Genomic DNA, 13,830 nt, shown 5'->3' with positions numbered 1-13,830 from the left:
ATTATTGAGTAATAATGCAAAAGGTCTAGCTATAACATCGCTAGGCGTTTTGATAATGAGCTTAGAATCTTTACTTGTAAAACTTACAAATATTGATACAATTACTTTTTGTTTTTATTTAGGAATCTTTATATTTATTTCAATGGCTATAACATTGATTATAAAAGAAAAAGAAGAAATTAAAGTAATTACAAAAAAATCTTTTCCTATTTTAATTGCATGTGCGATTTTAATGGGAAGTTCAAACTTCTTTTTTATCTCAGGAATTAAAAATACCTCAGTTGCAAATGTTGTAATCATTTTTGGTACATCAGCGCTTTTTTCAGCACTATATGCTTATTTGATTTATAAAGAAAAAGTTACAAAGAATATTCTTATAGCTTCTACTTTTATGATTTTTGGACTTTTTATAATCTTCAAAGATGACTTGGGTTTAGGAAATATGATTGGAAATATTTACGCACTTTTAGCTGTGAGTTGTTTTTCTTTAGCGTTTGTTTTTCTATCTAAGCATATAAATATAAATCGTATTGCGTTAACTGCAACAGTAGGTCTTTATATGGCAATTACTTCATTTATTTTGAGTGATTCTTTGATAATTGATTTAAGGACTTTAGGAGTACTTCTTTTAATGGGATTACTTGTTAATCCCTTTGCTAGAGTTTTAATGTCAAATGGAACAAAATATATTAGTGCAAGTGAAGCAACACTTTTAATGATAATTGAAACAATAATGGCACCTATTTGGGTTTGGATGTTTTTAAATGAAATACCAAATTCAAATACATTTATTGGAGGAAGTATTATTATTCTAACTCTAGTAGCTAATTCATTATATACATTGAAGAGAAATAAAGTAAAATCTATTTAATCTTTTTCAACTGTTTATCATGAAATTTACTTAAAAGAATAAGTGCAAAAATACTTCCAATTAGTGCAAGTGCCATATCACTTTGAGTATCCCAAACATAGCCTTGTGTTCCTAAGAAGTCATCGGCATCTTCACCACTAAATAGTGCTACTATCCATTCTATAAGTTCATAAAAAGCTGAAAAGGCTAGACAAAAACAAACTATAAAAAAGTTTCTCCAATTTGCTTTTGGAATAATATCTTTTCGTATTAAAATCTCTCTTGCAATTAGTGCCGGAATAAATCCTTGTGCAAAATGACCTAATTTATCGTAGTTATTTCTATCTTGATTTAAAACTTCTTTAATAGTATCAAAAAGTGGTACCTGTGCATAAGTATAGTGACCACCAACCATTAAAATAATACAATGAATTAATATAAGAGTATAGACGAGGGGAGTTAGTTTAAATTTATTAAAAGTAAAAGCTAAAACTATAAAGCCAATTATTGCTGGAATCACTTCTAAAAACCAAGTGAACTGATCTTTTGGATTAATTCCTGACCAAAGTAAAATAGTAAAAAATGCGATTATCCATAAAAATTTCATAATCATATTATACAACTATTTTGTTAATAGATAAAAAAGAACAAAAAAGGAAGCATCTTTTGATACTTCCTTTTAATTATAAATCAAGTTAGACAATAAAAACTATTAAGATAAAATCTCTTCAATAGTAATATAATCACCAACTCTACCTGTCATTTTTTCAGCATCTGTATTTACAGGAAGTGTTTTTTTACCTGGTCTCCATCCTGCTGGACAAACTTCACCTGTTGCAGTTGCGTGTTGCCAAGCTCTAACTTGTCTTAAGAACTCATCTACATTTCTTCCTACCATTGGAGCTTGTACTTCTTGTGCTACACAAACACCTTCAGGATTGAATAAAAATCTTCCTCTTAAAGCCATTCCTTCTTCTTCAATTAAAACTCCAAATGCTTCACTTACTGCATTTGTTGTATCAGCACCAATTGTAAGTTTTAAACCTGCTAAAACTGGTTCAGTTTCTACAAATCTTTTATGTGAAAATTTTGTATCAGTTGATACTGCTAAAATCTCAACACCTAAATCTTGGAATTCATCATAATGAGCATTCATAGCTGCAATTTCTGTTGGACATACAAATGTAAAATCAGCTGGATAAAAACAAACTACTGCCCATTTACCTTTATAATCTTCACTTGATACTGTTGTAAAGTGACCTGTTTTTGCATCGTATGCATCCATTTTAAATTCTGGTATTTGTCTTTGAACCATTGTTGAACTCATTTTTTTATCCTTTTTTATTTCTGTATTTGAATCTATTTGACTATTTTCTATAGCAACACTTTCTTCTCTAGCTTTAACACCTGTATCGCAAGCCATAATCTTTCCTTATTTGGATAATAATTATCCTTTGATAAAAGTATTTTATTATTTAAGATATTAAACAATGCTTAAATATAATCTATTTTTATAAATTTATAATAAGTTAAACTTATAATATAGAATTATATTAACTTTCATTTACTTTTTATTTAAAGAACATTTAATTTAAAAGTATAGACTTCCTCAAATTAAACAAGGAAAAAAAATGAAAAGACTTATATTAATTACATTATTAGGTGCAACACTTAGTTTTGCAAATGGACCTCAAAATGGTCAAGGTTCAAGAAATGGAACACCACCAGTAGAAGCGATTACAGCTTGTGAAGGTTTAAATACTAATGATACTTGTAATATGACGACACAAAGAGGTAATAGTATTAGCGGTACTTGTCAAAATACACCTGATGAAAAATATTTTGTATGTATGCCAGAAGGTATGAAAAAAAGATAAAATTTGTATAAATTTACATAGGATTTAAATAAATACCTATTTCAATAATTGTAAATTTCTTCTATAATACACATATAAAATATTATGAAGGAAAAACAAATGAGTTTAGTATACGATTATTCAAATCCTACAGCAATTCACTTTGGAAAAGGTCAAATTGCTTCAATAGTTAAACATTTAAATAAAAATAATAAGATATTAGTAGTTTATGGTGGTGGTTCAATTAAATCAAATGGTGTTTATGATGAAGTTTCATCTGTACTTGAAGGTTATAATTGGCAAGAGTTTTCAGGTGTTGAAGCAAATCCACATTATGAAACATTGAACAAAGCAGTTGCTATTTGTAAAGCAGAAAAAATTGATTTTATTTTAGCAGTTGGTGGTGGTTCTGTAATTGATGGTTCAAAATATATTGCAGCTTCATCACTTTATAATGGTGATGGTTGGGATTTCCTTGATGGAATTGCAAAAGTTGAAAAAGCTATACCTATTGGTGCTGTTTTAACATTACCTGCAACGGGAAGTGAATCAAATGGAAGTGCTGTTGTATCTAAAAAAGCTACAAATGAAAAAAGATTTTTTGCTTCATCTTTTGTTTATCCAAAATTTGCAGTATTAGACCCAAGTGTAATGAGTACATTATCAGACAGACAACTAGCAAATGGTTTAGTTGATGCATTTGTTCATACTTGTGAACAATATTTAACATGTCCAAATACATCTTTATTACATGATGGTTATGCTGAAACTATACTTCGAGGTTTAAATACTCTTGCAAAAACTTGGGATAATAGAAAAGATCCAGTTTGGGAAGAAAACTTAATGCTTCTTGCAAATCAAGCTTTAAATGGTTTTATAGGTTCAGGTGTTAAACAAGATTGGGCTACTCATATGATTGGACATGAATTAACTGCATTTTATGGAGTTGACCATGCTCAAAGTTTAGCTGTTGTTCAACCTCAATTATTAAGAGTTATGATTGAAGACAAAAAAGAAAAATTAGCTCAAATGGGTGAAAATGTTTTTGGAATCAAAAATGATAATGAAGCGGTAATTGTGGCAATTGAAAATATGTATCATAGTGTTGGTGTTACTACAAATCTAAATGATTATGATAGTGTTGATGATAAAGTTATTGAAAATATCATTCCATCATTAAAAGCTCATGGAATGACTGCAATTGGTGAAAATCAAAATATTACATTAGAAATTTCAGAAAAAATTCTTAAAATGGCTATGCAATAATTCTTAATAAAATCTCTTAAACAATCTCAAAAGAGGCTTTTGCCTCTTTTGGTGGATAGCCATAGTAACTTTTAAAATCTTTTGAAAATTGTGAAGAGCTTTCATATCCTATTGCATAAGCTGTTTCATTTACTTGTAAATCATTTCTTGTTAATAAATCTTTTGCTTTATTTAATCGTATTTTTTTAATATATTGTAAAGGACTTAATGAAGTTACTTTTTTAAAATGTGTATGAAAAGATGATACACTCATTTCCTCTTCTTTTGCTAGTGTTGGAATATCAAGATGTTTTTGATATTGATTATGAATAGTTTTTAATGTTCTTGTCATTTTTGCTTCCATTTTGTTTTCTAAAAACATTTTATGTAAAAAATGAGCATTTTCACCTATTGCAATTCTATAAAAAATCTCCCTTAAAATTGATTCGCCTAATATTTTTGATTCTTCTTTTGATTGAAGTGTTTTTAATAATCTATAAATAGAATCTTCTAAATCAGGCGTAACTTTATCTTGAAAAATTGCCATTTGTACTGATTTGCATTTTTTTGATTCTTCTTTTGATAATGATGAAATTATCTCATACATAATTTCTTTTTCTATATTTATTAAAATACAAATATATGGTTCTTCTTTTGATGCGTGAGTTTCACACTCAAAAGGTAAAGTTGTTGGAACTACTAAATAGTTTTTAGAATCGTATTCAAACTTTTTATTTGGAAGGTAACCTATTTTTTTACCTTGTAAAACAAATACTAGACAAAAATCATAAGTTAATGGAGTTCGTGGTAAAAAAGTAGTAGTTTTATATAAGCTAACAGCATTTATATTTGTGTGTGTAAGAGAATTGTCTTTTACAAGCTTATTTACTTCTTTTAATATTTTATCATTCATTCTTTTCCCAAATTATTCTTTTATGTATTATACATAAGATTAACGCATTATTATCTTTAATTGGATAAAATAAGGATAACAAATTTATAGGGTTTTAAATGAAAAAAGAAAAGAAAACAATAAAAGAGATGATTTTAAATTATATATACATAGTATCTAAGCAACCAATCTTATTAAGAGATTTACTCCTTGCAAATAGACAGTATAAAGAAGGTATGTTGGTAGATCCTGCAAAACTTGGGTTTAGACTAAAACTTACACGTGCATATACAGTTTATACTGGAATAATTTTGGCTATACTAATTCCATTATCAGGTCTTTTCCATAAGCCTTTAGCACATCTTGATTCTCATATCTCAATTATAGGTGCTGTTTTAATTACTGCTGTAATATTTATTAGTTTTAACTTTTTTATAGCTAAAATGAGAGATGCAATTACTATTATTCTTATAAAAAAATCTTGGAAATTACACTTTCCTTTTTTCTCTTATGAAGAGTATTCAGAAAAAATAGAAGAGATTTTCGAGCGTTCATTTAAAGAAGATATTCCTAAAAGAGAGTTAGAAAAGTATATATTAGATAACCTAGCAGAATAATTTCTGCTAACTTATTTTTCGTAAATCAAAATCAAAATCAAAATGCACTTGTTTAAAATCGATTAAAGATTTTACAAATGCCTTTGCACATTTTTGTCTATTTTTATGTGTATCTCTTACATCTTTATAGGGAAATTCTATTTGTATTCCTACTATATTTCCACCATTTAAAGAACCATGTGTTCTAGTATTATAAGCACCTTCAAAATAGTTTTCATCACTTGCATAAGGTAATTTTATAGAAGGAATTGAATCAAAACCTTGATTACACATAAGACTTCCCATAGAATGAGGCCCTTTTAATTGGTCGATAAAACACTCTCTTGAAAACTTTGATAGTGAAGATATACTAGATTTTTTGCTATGTTCTTTTAATGCACCATCGTGTTGTTTTAAAATATCATTATCAAGTAAATATCCAAATTCTAAATATGCCTTTGGATGCGATTGTCCATGAATATCTATATATAAACCTTTTCCAAAATCTTCTTCTATTTCTAGCTTAGATTTCTCTATAGAATTATGAAATTGGTTATATACTAGACTTGCTTTTTCATCTTCAAAAGCCTCACTTTTTTTTCTATTTAAATCAACTTTTTCTCTTGATATTTCAGCGATTACCGCATAAGGAGTAAGTGATGTTTGTTTATAAAATTCTTCAACTATTAGTTGTGTTAATTCATAAGTATAATCGTCTTTATCAAAGACACCTGATGTTCTAGTTTTTGTATCTTTTGGTTGTGCATCTCCACCATGTGGAGCGCTTAGTATTATAGGAGTGTTCCCTTTATAATATTTTATATAGTTTTTAGTTATTGCTTTTGTCATATATTGCTTTTGCTTCTTTGTTCCTCTGCCTTTTCAAATCCATATCTATGAATTTTCCCAAAATAGTTTTCTTTATTTTACTAGCAAGAGTTATTTTTCTTTTTACTGGTCGATATTCATAAATATAAAATCCAGCTTCATTCATTGAAAGCCTAATTGGTGTAGCAACAGAATATGTACTCATAACACAGTCTTGTTTACAAAGTTTATATATATCATCAAAGTACTCTTTTGTCCAAAGTTCTTGATTTACTTCTGAAGAAAAAGCATCTTGATAAATAATATCAAAGCTATTTTTTTCTAAAGTCTTTATATATTCTCTTGCATCACCAATATTTACTTCAATTTTAATATTCTCATCTTCGTATTTCTTATTTATTGCAACTTCTTTTATAATATGTTTTATTTCTTCAAACTCTTTTGGAAAGTTGAAATTTTCTAATGATGAGACAAGATTACCATCTAATTCTGGAGAATAGATATTAATCTTTTTGCTTTGATTGTTATTTTTAACATACAAAAGTGTAGTAAAAGTGTTATATCCAATTCCAAAACAAATATCTAAAATAGTTAATTCATCTTTTTCTTTGTGATATTGAAATGTTGGAAGTATATGTTTACTAAGAGATTCATTAATAGCACCATCATCAGGGTTATGATAGTGTTGATTATACTTTTGTGAAAAAAGTGTGTTAGAACCATCTTTGGTTTTAACAACACTGTTAATATTATCTTGCAATATTAAAGACCGTTGTCCCAATGATGCATTTTTTTTGCTGTATAAATATAAGTATCATCAAAAAGTTCAATACAATTTGGTGCTTGAAAACCTATTTCTTCTAGTAAATCTAGAATTTCATATCTATTATTATTTTCAATTTTCTCTAAAATAATAATATTCCCTGAATTTTCAAGAGCTTTGTACATAATTTTTAGGATTTTTTCCTTATTTGGACAAGATGTTAAAATATTTCCTAAAACTACATATTCGTATTCTCTAGCAGTTGCACGAAGTTTTGCACTTGATTCGTCTACAAAAGGAATATATTTGATATTCCCTTCATTTTTTTCTCGAACTTCTTCAAGTGCTGAATCTACTAAACCTAAAGAGTTATCAATATGCAAAATAGCGATATTGATATAATCTGAAAACAACTCTTTAAATAAAGATAGTTTTTTATCCATAAACTTTTAGTTTCCTAATGAAGCTAATTTTTCTTCTGAAAGAAATAATTCTTCATTTGACATTACACCAATATCACTATCTAAGATATTTTGCGCAATTTCTTTAGCTTCTGAAAGCGAGTGCATTGCACATGTTCCACATTGGAAAATATTTAATTCTGGAATATCTTCTTGTTTCTCTACATTTATTACATCTTGCATTGCTGCTCTCCATGCTACTGCTACTGTTTTTTCATCAGGATTACCTAATAAACTCATATAAAAACCAGTTCTACAACCCATTGGAGAAACATCAATAACTTCTACAGTATCACTATTTAAATGATTTCTAATAAATCCTGCAAATAAGTGTTCTAAAGTATGAATACCTTTTTCACTCATCATTGATTCATTTGGTACACAAAATCTTAAATCAAAAACTGTAATAATATCACCTGATGGTGATTTCATTGTTTTTGCAACTCTTACTGCTGGTGCTGGCATAATTGTATGGTCTACTCTAAAACTGTCTAATAATGGCATTTTATAATTCCTCTTGTTTTATTTATTTTATAATATATTCACTTCTTTAAAACGTGATTGTATCTAAATATTAATAAATTAAAAATCTATAGTCCAAAAGTCACAAGAAGTTCAGAATCCTCAACTTTTATATCTTTTACAAAAGAACCTTTAAAAGAGTTCTCTTTTATCGTATAAACAGGTATGTTTTTAAATACTTCATCAATAAGAGGATCAAGACTTGAAATAAGTTCAGAAGAGAAGTTTTTTGCTATATCATTGTTTTGGAAACTTATTTTATTTATATCAACATTTTTTAAAAAGATTGCATTTCTCTCTTTATTAAAATATGGTTCTCCTGCAATATCCAAAGTTGCTTTTGTATCTGGCATAAATATAACTTTTAAATCTACATCAACAATAGCCGTAATTTGGTTAGTAGTATTAATACCTAAATCTGGTTTATTGACTAAAACCTTTGCAATAGTAAAATTCTTTTCTATTGGGAACATACTTGATTGCATATTTAGTTCATTTGGGTCAAGTTTTAGAGTTAGACCATCGCTACCAATTCTTTTAATACATCCTGAGAATAGAAGTAATAAAGTTAGCATAAGTATTAATTGCGTTTTCTTGAAAGTAAACATTTTTTACCTTTTCTTATAATTGTTTTGCTTATTTATTATTGATGTTCTAATCATATCTATATGAGGAATACCATCTTCATCATATCCATCATTTATTGTTTTAAACCCTAAAGATTCATAGAAATTCTGTAAGTATACTTGAGCACCAATTTTTATATTCATTTTGGGAAACTTTTTTTCTGTAAAATTAATAGCTTCATTCATCAAAGAACGACCAATTTTTAGATTTCTAAATTTCTGCAAAGTTAGAACTCGACCTATAGAAGGTTGTTCATATTTAATACCTGGGTCTACAACTCTTACATAAGCAGCTAATTCATTATTTAAAAAAGCACAAAGATGCCATGAATGAAGATCCATATCATCAGTTTCTTGATAAGCACATTTTTGTTCTACTACAAATACTGATTCTCGCGCTTTTATTATTTCAAATAACTCAAGAGCACTTAAATCATCTAATCGTGACCATTTAAAATCTAATTTCATTAATTCTTTTCCTTTTTTATACTTGATATACAATTAAAGCTTATTATCGTGGCAGATAAATTGAGCAATTAATGAGAAAGTATAAATAATAATCTTAGGATTACCGTATCAAATTTTTACTTATAAAAAGCAGAAATATTAGAACTTAATAAATCCATAATTTTAAGAGAATTAAAGTGATTATTAGATTCCTATAAAAATGGTTCAGGAGCTGATATTTTATTCTACATCTTATGTAAAATGTTAAATAAATGAATTTTAGTTTTTTGATGATTTGAAGAATAAAGAAGTTATGATGTTATCAAATATTATTTGAATAAAAGGTATAAAATGGACAATACATTAACAACATTTCTTATTACAATTACGATTTTAACAATGGTTCCTGGTGCAGACACTATGATAATGTTTAGAAATACGTTAAGAGGTGGAATCAAAGATGGTTTAACTTCGAATTTTGGGATTAGTTTAGGGTTAATGTTTCATGCAGTTCTTTCTGCTATTGGAATATCTGCAATTCTTTTGTATTCAGTAACTGCCTTTGCGTTACTTAAAACATTGGGTGCAATATATTTATTATGGTTAGGGTTTTCAAATATTAAAATATATTTACAATCAAGGAATAATCAAGAAAAATTAAATGTAAAAACTTCAGAGTTTATATTTGCTCGTTCTATAAAAGAAGGATTCTTATCAAATGCTTTAAATCCTAAAATTGTGATTTTTTATATGGCATTCTTACCTCAGTTTATTGACAATAGTAGTTCTGTTTTATTTCAATCGATTTATTTAGCATTTTTTCATTTTTGTATTTCATTTATTTGGTTAGGTTTTTTATCTTATACAATAATATCTGCAAATGGTTTTATAACAAGACCAAAGGTAAGAGAACGATTAGAATTATTTTCTGGAGTTGTTATGATAGTTTTAGGAATAAAACTTTTACTTGAGAAAAGAGAATAAATTTTCATTTATACATAAATAATGAAATATGAAAAAAAACAAAAATCATTCAAGTAAACTAGCTAGAATTAAATTATTGGAGTGGATTTAATATTGATATTGTACATAATAATTTAGCCTAGTCTATCTTTTTTGAGTCAAGTATTTTTAGATACCTTTAATAAGTATAAAGAGTTTATAAATAAAGCTAATACTATAATCAAACCACCTATAAAAGTACCATTTGAAGGAACTTCTTTTAAAATCAACCAAACAAAAAATGGTGCAGCTACAGATTCTAAAGTCAACAATAAAGTAACTTCACTAGCGGGTAAATGTTGTGTTCCAGCAGAGATAAGAACTCTTGATATAGGAACCACTAAAAGACCTGCTAATAATAAAATCATCAAAGTACTCATATCAATAACAAAACTACTTGCAAGAAAAAAAGATATAGTTGCAGCGATGAAACCTCCAAATGAAATAATTGCAAATCTATTGGCTGCTTTGTGTTTTGAAAGTACTACAAAATATAAAGCGTAAAAATTTGTACAAATAAGTGCATAAATATTACCCATCATGTCACCACTACCTAATTGGGAAAAGAAAATCACACCTAGCCCAAGAAAAATAAAAAAAGATACAATATAAATATTCTTTTTGCTTTTTTCTTTATAAAATAAATATGAATAAAAAGCAGAAAATAAAGGGGAAGAAGCTAGTAAGAAAACAGTGTTTGCAACGGTTGTTGTTTTAATTGCACTAACAAAAAAAATAATTGATATCCCCAATATAAAACCGCACATCAAAATTGGTTTTAGACTTACTTTATATACTGAAATTGTTTTTTTCTTTAATGTTATCAATAAAATAATATTTAAACTTAAAAACATAAAAATACCAATATAAAATGTAAATGTAACTGACTCAATAGAAGTTACTTTCATAAAAACTGTTTCTAGACTCATAAGTAATACTCCTAATATTGTTATCAAAATAGCTTTTAAATGCAAGGTTTTCCTTTGTTTTTAAGAGATTGGTTATATAGTGGACTTTATATTTTTTCTGACTAGTTTATATATATCTTTGAATTATAGAAAATAATAAATATATAAACAAATAAAATTTATTGATTGTTTATATAAATTTATTTGATAAATGATTTGTATACTAATTATTATTTAATTTGATATAATTCTGCATAGTTTATATATCCTTATATTGTATAGTTTATATATTCATTACTTGAGAGTTTATTAAAAAAACAGGAGATATTAAAATGAAGAAAAGTAATTTAATGAATGTGATGGCAGATAAAGTTGGGTTAACAAAACCTATTAAGAGAACGTTATTGACGGTAAGTCTAGCATGCACTGCTTTTACTCATACTGTTCAAGCTGATTTACTTGAAGAGATTAAGGCAAAAGGGGAGATAGTTATTGCTACTGAAGCTCGTTACGCTCCTTTTGAAATGCTTGAAGATGGAAAGATTGTTGGTTATGGTAAAGATATTTTAGATGAAATTTTAAAAGATTTACCAGGAGTAAAGTTAACTCAATTGGATTTGCCTTTTCAAGGAATCTTATCTGGGCTTAGTGCAAAACGTTATGATTTTGTAGCAACAACATTAACGATAAGCAAAAATAGAATGACTAAATATGCCTTTACTTATCCAATTTCAACAGCATCACTTGCTATCTTAAAACGTAAAGGTGATAAGCGTATCACTTCAGCAAAAGATATGGCAGGTATGACTCTTGGGATACAAGGTGGTTCAGAGCAACTAGGTGCAATAAAGATATATGAAAAGGCTGAACTTTCAAAGAAAGGGTATAAAAATATTAAAAAATTTACTGACTATAATGAAGCTTATACCGCTTTAGCATCAAGACGAGTAGACATTGTGCCACAAGCACTACCAAACTTAGCTGCAGTAGTTAAAAAACGTCCAGATATATTTGAGATTGTACAACCCGTTTTTGGTCCTGATGCTTATTATGCTTGGATAGGTAGAAAAGATTCTGAATCAGCTACTTTAGTACAATTTTTTAGTGATGGAATAGAAAAATTACACAAAAGTGGTAAGTTAACGGAACTACAAATGAAATGGTTCGGATTTACAATGGATTTTCCAACGGGATATATACCTACTCCTGCAGATAAGGAACTATAATGAGTCAAGACCAACAACAATTACCTCGATATAGTGGGATTGCTACTTTTATGCGCTGTCCTTATGAAGAATCATTAGAAGGAATTGACATTGGATTGATTGGTGTTCCTTTTGATGGTGGAGTAACTAACCGTACGGGTACAAGACATGGTCCTCGAGAAATTCGGAATCAATCAAGTCTAATGCGATCTGTTAACCAAAGTACAGATATTTCACCTTTTGAATTATGTAAAGTTGCTGATGTTGGTGATGCGTTACCTGAAAGTCCATTTGAGCTTGAACGAAGCCACAGATCTATTCAAGATTTTTTTGAAAAAGTTGTTGAAGCAGGAGTACTCCCAATTTCAGCAGGTGGAGATCATTCCATCAGTCTACCAATTTTACGGGCCCTTGCTAAAAATAGTCCTATCGCATTAGTACATTTTGATGCTCATTGTGATACTGGTGGACACTATTTAGGATCTAAATTTCATCATGGTTCTCCTTTTAGAGTTGCGGTTGAAGAAGGTTTAATTGACCCTAAAAAAACTATTCAAATAGGTATCAGAGGTTCAGTCAATCACAAGGATATTTGGAAATTTAGTCATGATAGTGGTATGAGGGTTATCTATATGGATGAATTTTATGAATTAGGTATTGAAGGTATTTTATCTGAAGTTCACAGTCTAATTGGTAATACACCTACTTATGTTACTTTTGATGTTGATGGTTTAGATCCTGCTTTTGCAGTTGGTACAGGGACACCTGAAGTTGGTGGTTTTACTACATTTGAAGCAATTAAACTGATTCGTGGTTTAACAGGTTTACATATAGTTGGAGGAGATGTTGTTGAAGTTTCACCTCCCTTTGATCCATCTGGTGCAACGGCATTAGTGGGTGCAACTATGATGTTTGAATTACTTTGTGTTACTGCTGAATCATTAGCTAAGCGTAAAGATAGGGTTTAAGATGTTCGATTTTAGTGTTGTATTTGAACATACTGATTCTTTACTAAATGGGCTATGGATGACCACTTGGATATCCTTGCTATCGATTCTTATTGGATTTGTATTTAGTATTTTTTTATGTCTAGGTCGTTTATCTTCTCATGCTTTCATTAATTTTATCTGCCGATTTTATATTAGTGCAATAAGAGGGACGCCTATCCTAGTACAATTGACGATTGTTTTTTATTTTTTACCATATTGGGGAATAAATATACCATCAGTTTTGGCTGCAATTATTGCATTATCAATGAACACAGCAGCATTCCAAGCTGAAATTTTACGTGGGGGATTTCAATCAATCCCACACGGTCAAAAAGAATCAGCTTGGAGCTATGGTTACACAGCTTTTCAATGTTTATATTACATTGAATTACCGCAAGTATTAAGAAAAACACTGCCATCATTAACCAATGAAACGATTGATATCATTAAGAACTCTGCACTTATTTCAACAATAGCAGTAACTGATTTAATGCGAATTACGCAAGTTTATTCATCAACAACCTATCGTCCAATTGAATTTTTTGTTTCAGCAGCGGTATTGTATTTACTCCTTACTTCTTGTATTACAATTTTGGGACGTTATATCGAATCCCGTTTAACAACACATTAGGAGATTATG

The 13,830-nt window shown here is 28.5% G+C and carries 18 protein-coding genes; 8 read left to right on the top strand and 10 right to left on the bottom strand.

Annotated elements, in window-relative coordinates; all coding sequences use genetic code 11:
- The first annotated feature begins 4 nt into the window (after positions 1 to 4).
- On the top strand, positions 5 to 871 hold the full coding sequence (locus tag D9T19_RS07705) for a DMT family transporter (RefSeq protein ID WP_121627646.1): 867 nt from the start codon (positions 5 to 7) through the stop codon (positions 869 to 871).
- On the opposite strand, the gene D9T19_RS07700 is transcribed toward D9T19_RS07705, so the two are convergent.
- Positions 864 to 1,463 carry a DUF2238 domain-containing protein gene (locus D9T19_RS07700; RefSeq protein ID WP_228197986.1) on the bottom strand — a complete coding sequence of 200 codons (600 nt, stop codon included), beginning with the start codon at positions 1,461 to 1,463 and terminating at the stop codon, positions 864 to 866. The two genes, D9T19_RS07705 and D9T19_RS07700, sit on opposite strands and share 8 nt — an antisense overlap.
- A gap of 99 nt (positions 1,464 to 1,562) precedes the next feature.
- Positions 1,563 to 2,273, bottom strand: coding sequence for a peroxiredoxin (locus D9T19_RS07695; protein ID WP_121627645.1), 711 nt, complete (start codon positions 2,271 to 2,273; stop codon positions 1,563 to 1,565).
- Positions 2,274 to 2,481: 208 nt separating this feature from the next.
- Here D9T19_RS07695 and D9T19_RS07690 point away from each other — a divergent pair, with 208 nt between their 5' ends.
- Together D9T19_RS07690 and D9T19_RS07685 are read left to right on the top strand one after the other, a co-directional pair.
- Complete coding sequence (locus D9T19_RS07690; RefSeq protein ID WP_121627644.1) at positions 2,482 to 2,727, top strand: hypothetical protein; 246 nt, start codon at positions 2,482 to 2,484, stop codon at positions 2,725 to 2,727.
- Between the two features lie 99 nt (positions 2,728 to 2,826).
- On the top strand, positions 2,827 to 3,972 hold the full coding sequence (locus D9T19_RS07685; protein WP_121627643.1) for an iron-containing alcohol dehydrogenase: 1,146 nt from the start codon (positions 2,827 to 2,829) through the stop codon (positions 3,970 to 3,972).
- 16 nt (positions 3,973 to 3,988) lie between these two features.
- On the opposite strand, the gene D9T19_RS07680 is transcribed toward D9T19_RS07685, so the two are convergent.
- A complete protein-coding gene (locus tag D9T19_RS07680) occupies positions 3,989 to 4,864 on the bottom strand; it encodes an AraC family transcriptional regulator (protein ID WP_121627642.1) in 876 nt (291 codons plus the stop codon).
- A 98-nt stretch (positions 4,865 to 4,962) separates the two neighbouring features.
- Between D9T19_RS07680 and D9T19_RS07675 the strand changes: the two genes are divergently transcribed.
- Positions 4,963 to 5,460 (top strand): hypothetical protein, encoded by a 498-nt coding sequence (locus D9T19_RS07675; protein ID WP_121627641.1) that lies wholly within the window; start codon positions 4,963 to 4,965, stop codon positions 5,458 to 5,460.
- A gap of 6 nt (positions 5,461 to 5,466) precedes the next feature.
- Here the strand turns inward: D9T19_RS07675 and D9T19_RS07670 are convergent, their stop codons facing one another.
- The 6 genes from D9T19_RS07670 to D9T19_RS07645 form a co-directional block, all read right to left on the bottom strand.
- Positions 5,467 to 6,288 (bottom strand): hypothetical protein, encoded by an 822-nt coding sequence (locus D9T19_RS07670; RefSeq protein WP_121627640.1) that lies wholly within the window; start codon positions 6,286 to 6,288, stop codon positions 5,467 to 5,469.
- On the bottom strand, positions 6,269 to 7,027 hold the full coding sequence (locus D9T19_RS07665) for a tRNA (5-methylaminomethyl-2-thiouridine)(34)-methyltransferase MnmD (RefSeq protein WP_121627639.1): 759 nt from the start codon (positions 7,025 to 7,027) through the stop codon (positions 6,269 to 6,271). Before D9T19_RS07665 ends, D9T19_RS07670 begins: the two co-directional genes overlap by 20 nt.
- Before the next feature lie 2 nt (positions 7,028 to 7,029).
- Positions 7,030 to 7,473, bottom strand: a complete 444-nt coding sequence (locus D9T19_RS07660) for a hypothetical protein (RefSeq protein ID WP_121627638.1) — start codon at positions 7,471 to 7,473, stop codon at positions 7,030 to 7,032.
- A 6-nt stretch (positions 7,474 to 7,479) separates the two neighbouring features.
- Positions 7,480 to 7,995, bottom strand: coding sequence for an S-ribosylhomocysteine lyase (gene luxS, locus D9T19_RS07655; protein WP_121627637.1), 516 nt, complete (start codon positions 7,993 to 7,995; stop codon positions 7,480 to 7,482).
- A gap of 86 nt (positions 7,996 to 8,081) precedes the next feature.
- Positions 8,082 to 8,621 (bottom strand): DUF1439 domain-containing protein, encoded by a 540-nt coding sequence (locus D9T19_RS07650; RefSeq protein ID WP_121627636.1) that lies wholly within the window; start codon positions 8,619 to 8,621, stop codon positions 8,082 to 8,084.
- Between the two features lie 3 nt (positions 8,622 to 8,624).
- Complete coding sequence (locus D9T19_RS07645) at positions 8,625 to 9,107, bottom strand: GNAT family N-acetyltransferase (protein WP_121627635.1); 483 nt, start codon at positions 9,105 to 9,107, stop codon at positions 8,625 to 8,627.
- Between the two features lie 330 nt (positions 9,108 to 9,437).
- Here D9T19_RS07645 and D9T19_RS07640 point away from each other — a divergent pair, with 330 nt between their 5' ends.
- Entirely contained in the window at positions 9,438 to 10,070 is a 633-nt protein-coding gene (locus D9T19_RS07640) for a LysE family translocator (RefSeq protein ID WP_121627634.1), read from the top strand.
- A 137-nt stretch (positions 10,071 to 10,207) separates the two neighbouring features.
- On the opposite strand, the gene D9T19_RS07635 is transcribed toward D9T19_RS07640, so the two are convergent.
- Positions 10,208 to 11,044 (bottom strand): DMT family transporter, encoded by an 837-nt coding sequence (locus D9T19_RS07635; RefSeq protein ID WP_228197990.1) that lies wholly within the window; start codon positions 11,042 to 11,044, stop codon positions 10,208 to 10,210.
- Positions 11,045 to 11,328: 284 nt separating this feature from the next.
- On the opposite strand from D9T19_RS07635, the gene D9T19_RS07630 reads away from it, so the two are divergent.
- From D9T19_RS07630 to D9T19_RS07620, 3 genes are read left to right on the top strand one after another with little or no spacing between them, the layout of a single operon-like run.
- Positions 11,329 to 12,222, top strand: a complete 894-nt coding sequence (locus D9T19_RS07630; protein ID WP_121627632.1) for a transporter substrate-binding domain-containing protein — start codon at positions 11,329 to 11,331, stop codon at positions 12,220 to 12,222.
- The gene (gene speB, locus D9T19_RS07625) at positions 12,222 to 13,169 is read left to right on the top strand and encodes an agmatinase (protein ID WP_121627631.1); all 948 of its coding nucleotides are present in this window, start codon (positions 12,222 to 12,224) and stop codon (positions 13,167 to 13,169) included. The genes D9T19_RS07630 and speB overlap by 1 nt, the downstream gene beginning before the upstream one ends.
- 1 nt (position 13,170) lies before the next feature.
- Positions 13,171 to 13,821: an amino acid ABC transporter permease gene (locus D9T19_RS07620; RefSeq protein ID WP_121627630.1), complete on the top strand. Its 651-nt coding sequence runs from the start codon at positions 13,171 to 13,173 to the stop codon at positions 13,819 to 13,821.
- Positions 13,822 to 13,830 lie beyond the last annotated feature (9 nt).

Origin of the sequence: Poseidonibacter antarcticus, assembly GCF_003667345.1 — a bacterium.
Lineage (GTDB): Bacteria > Campylobacterota > Campylobacteria > Campylobacterales > Arcobacteraceae > Poseidonibacter > Poseidonibacter antarcticus.
The sequence above is the reverse complement of the archived record's forward strand: the minus strand, read 5'-3'. Positions and strand labels throughout refer to the sequence as shown.

What these genes read in the sequence shown, in the direction of transcription:
- D9T19_RS07640 (WP_121627634.1), top strand. Translation starts at nt 9,438, where the DNA reads ATGGACAATACATTAACAACATTTCTTATTACAATTACGATTTTAACA.
- luxS (WP_121627637.1), bottom strand. Translation starts at nt 7,995, where the DNA reads ATGCCATTATTAGACAGTTTTAGAGTAGACCATACAATTATGCCAGCA.
- D9T19_RS07675 (WP_121627641.1), top strand. Translation starts at nt 4,963, where the DNA reads ATGAAAAAAGAAAAGAAAACAATAAAAGAGATGATTTTAAATTATATA.
- D9T19_RS07680 (WP_121627642.1), bottom strand. Translation starts at nt 4,864, where the DNA reads ATGAATGATAAAATATTAAAAGAAGTAAATAAGCTTGTAAAAGACAAT.
- D9T19_RS07630 (WP_121627632.1), top strand. Translation starts at nt 11,329, where the DNA reads ATGAAGAAAAGTAATTTAATGAATGTGATGGCAGATAAAGTTGGGTTA.
- D9T19_RS07685 (WP_121627643.1), top strand. Translation starts at nt 2,827, where the DNA reads ATGAGTTTAGTATACGATTATTCAAATCCTACAGCAATTCACTTTGGA.
- D9T19_RS07650 (WP_121627636.1), bottom strand. Translation starts at nt 8,621, where the DNA reads ATGTTTACTTTCAAGAAAACGCAATTAATACTTATGCTAACTTTATTA.
- D9T19_RS07695 (WP_121627645.1), bottom strand. Translation starts at nt 2,273, where the DNA reads ATGGCTTGCGATACAGGTGTTAAAGCTAGAGAAGAAAGTGTTGCTATA.
- D9T19_RS07620 (WP_121627630.1), top strand. Translation starts at nt 13,171, where the DNA reads ATGTTCGATTTTAGTGTTGTATTTGAACATACTGATTCTTTACTAAAT.
- D9T19_RS07700 (WP_228197986.1), bottom strand. Translation starts at nt 1,463, where the DNA reads ATGATTATGAAATTTTTATGGATAATCGCATTTTTTACTATTTTACTT.
- D9T19_RS07690 (WP_121627644.1), top strand. Translation starts at nt 2,482, where the DNA reads ATGAAAAGACTTATATTAATTACATTATTAGGTGCAACACTTAGTTTT.
- D9T19_RS07645 (WP_121627635.1), bottom strand. Translation starts at nt 9,107, where the DNA reads ATGAAATTAGATTTTAAATGGTCACGATTAGATGATTTAAGTGCTCTT.
- speB (WP_121627631.1), top strand. Translation starts at nt 12,222, where the DNA reads ATGAGTCAAGACCAACAACAATTACCTCGATATAGTGGGATTGCTACT.
- D9T19_RS07670 (WP_121627640.1), bottom strand. Translation starts at nt 6,288, where the DNA reads ATGACAAAAGCAATAACTAAAAACTATATAAAATATTATAAAGGGAAC.
- D9T19_RS07660 (WP_121627638.1), bottom strand. Translation starts at nt 7,473, where the DNA reads ATGGATAAAAAACTATCTTTATTTAAAGAGTTGTTTTCAGATTATATC.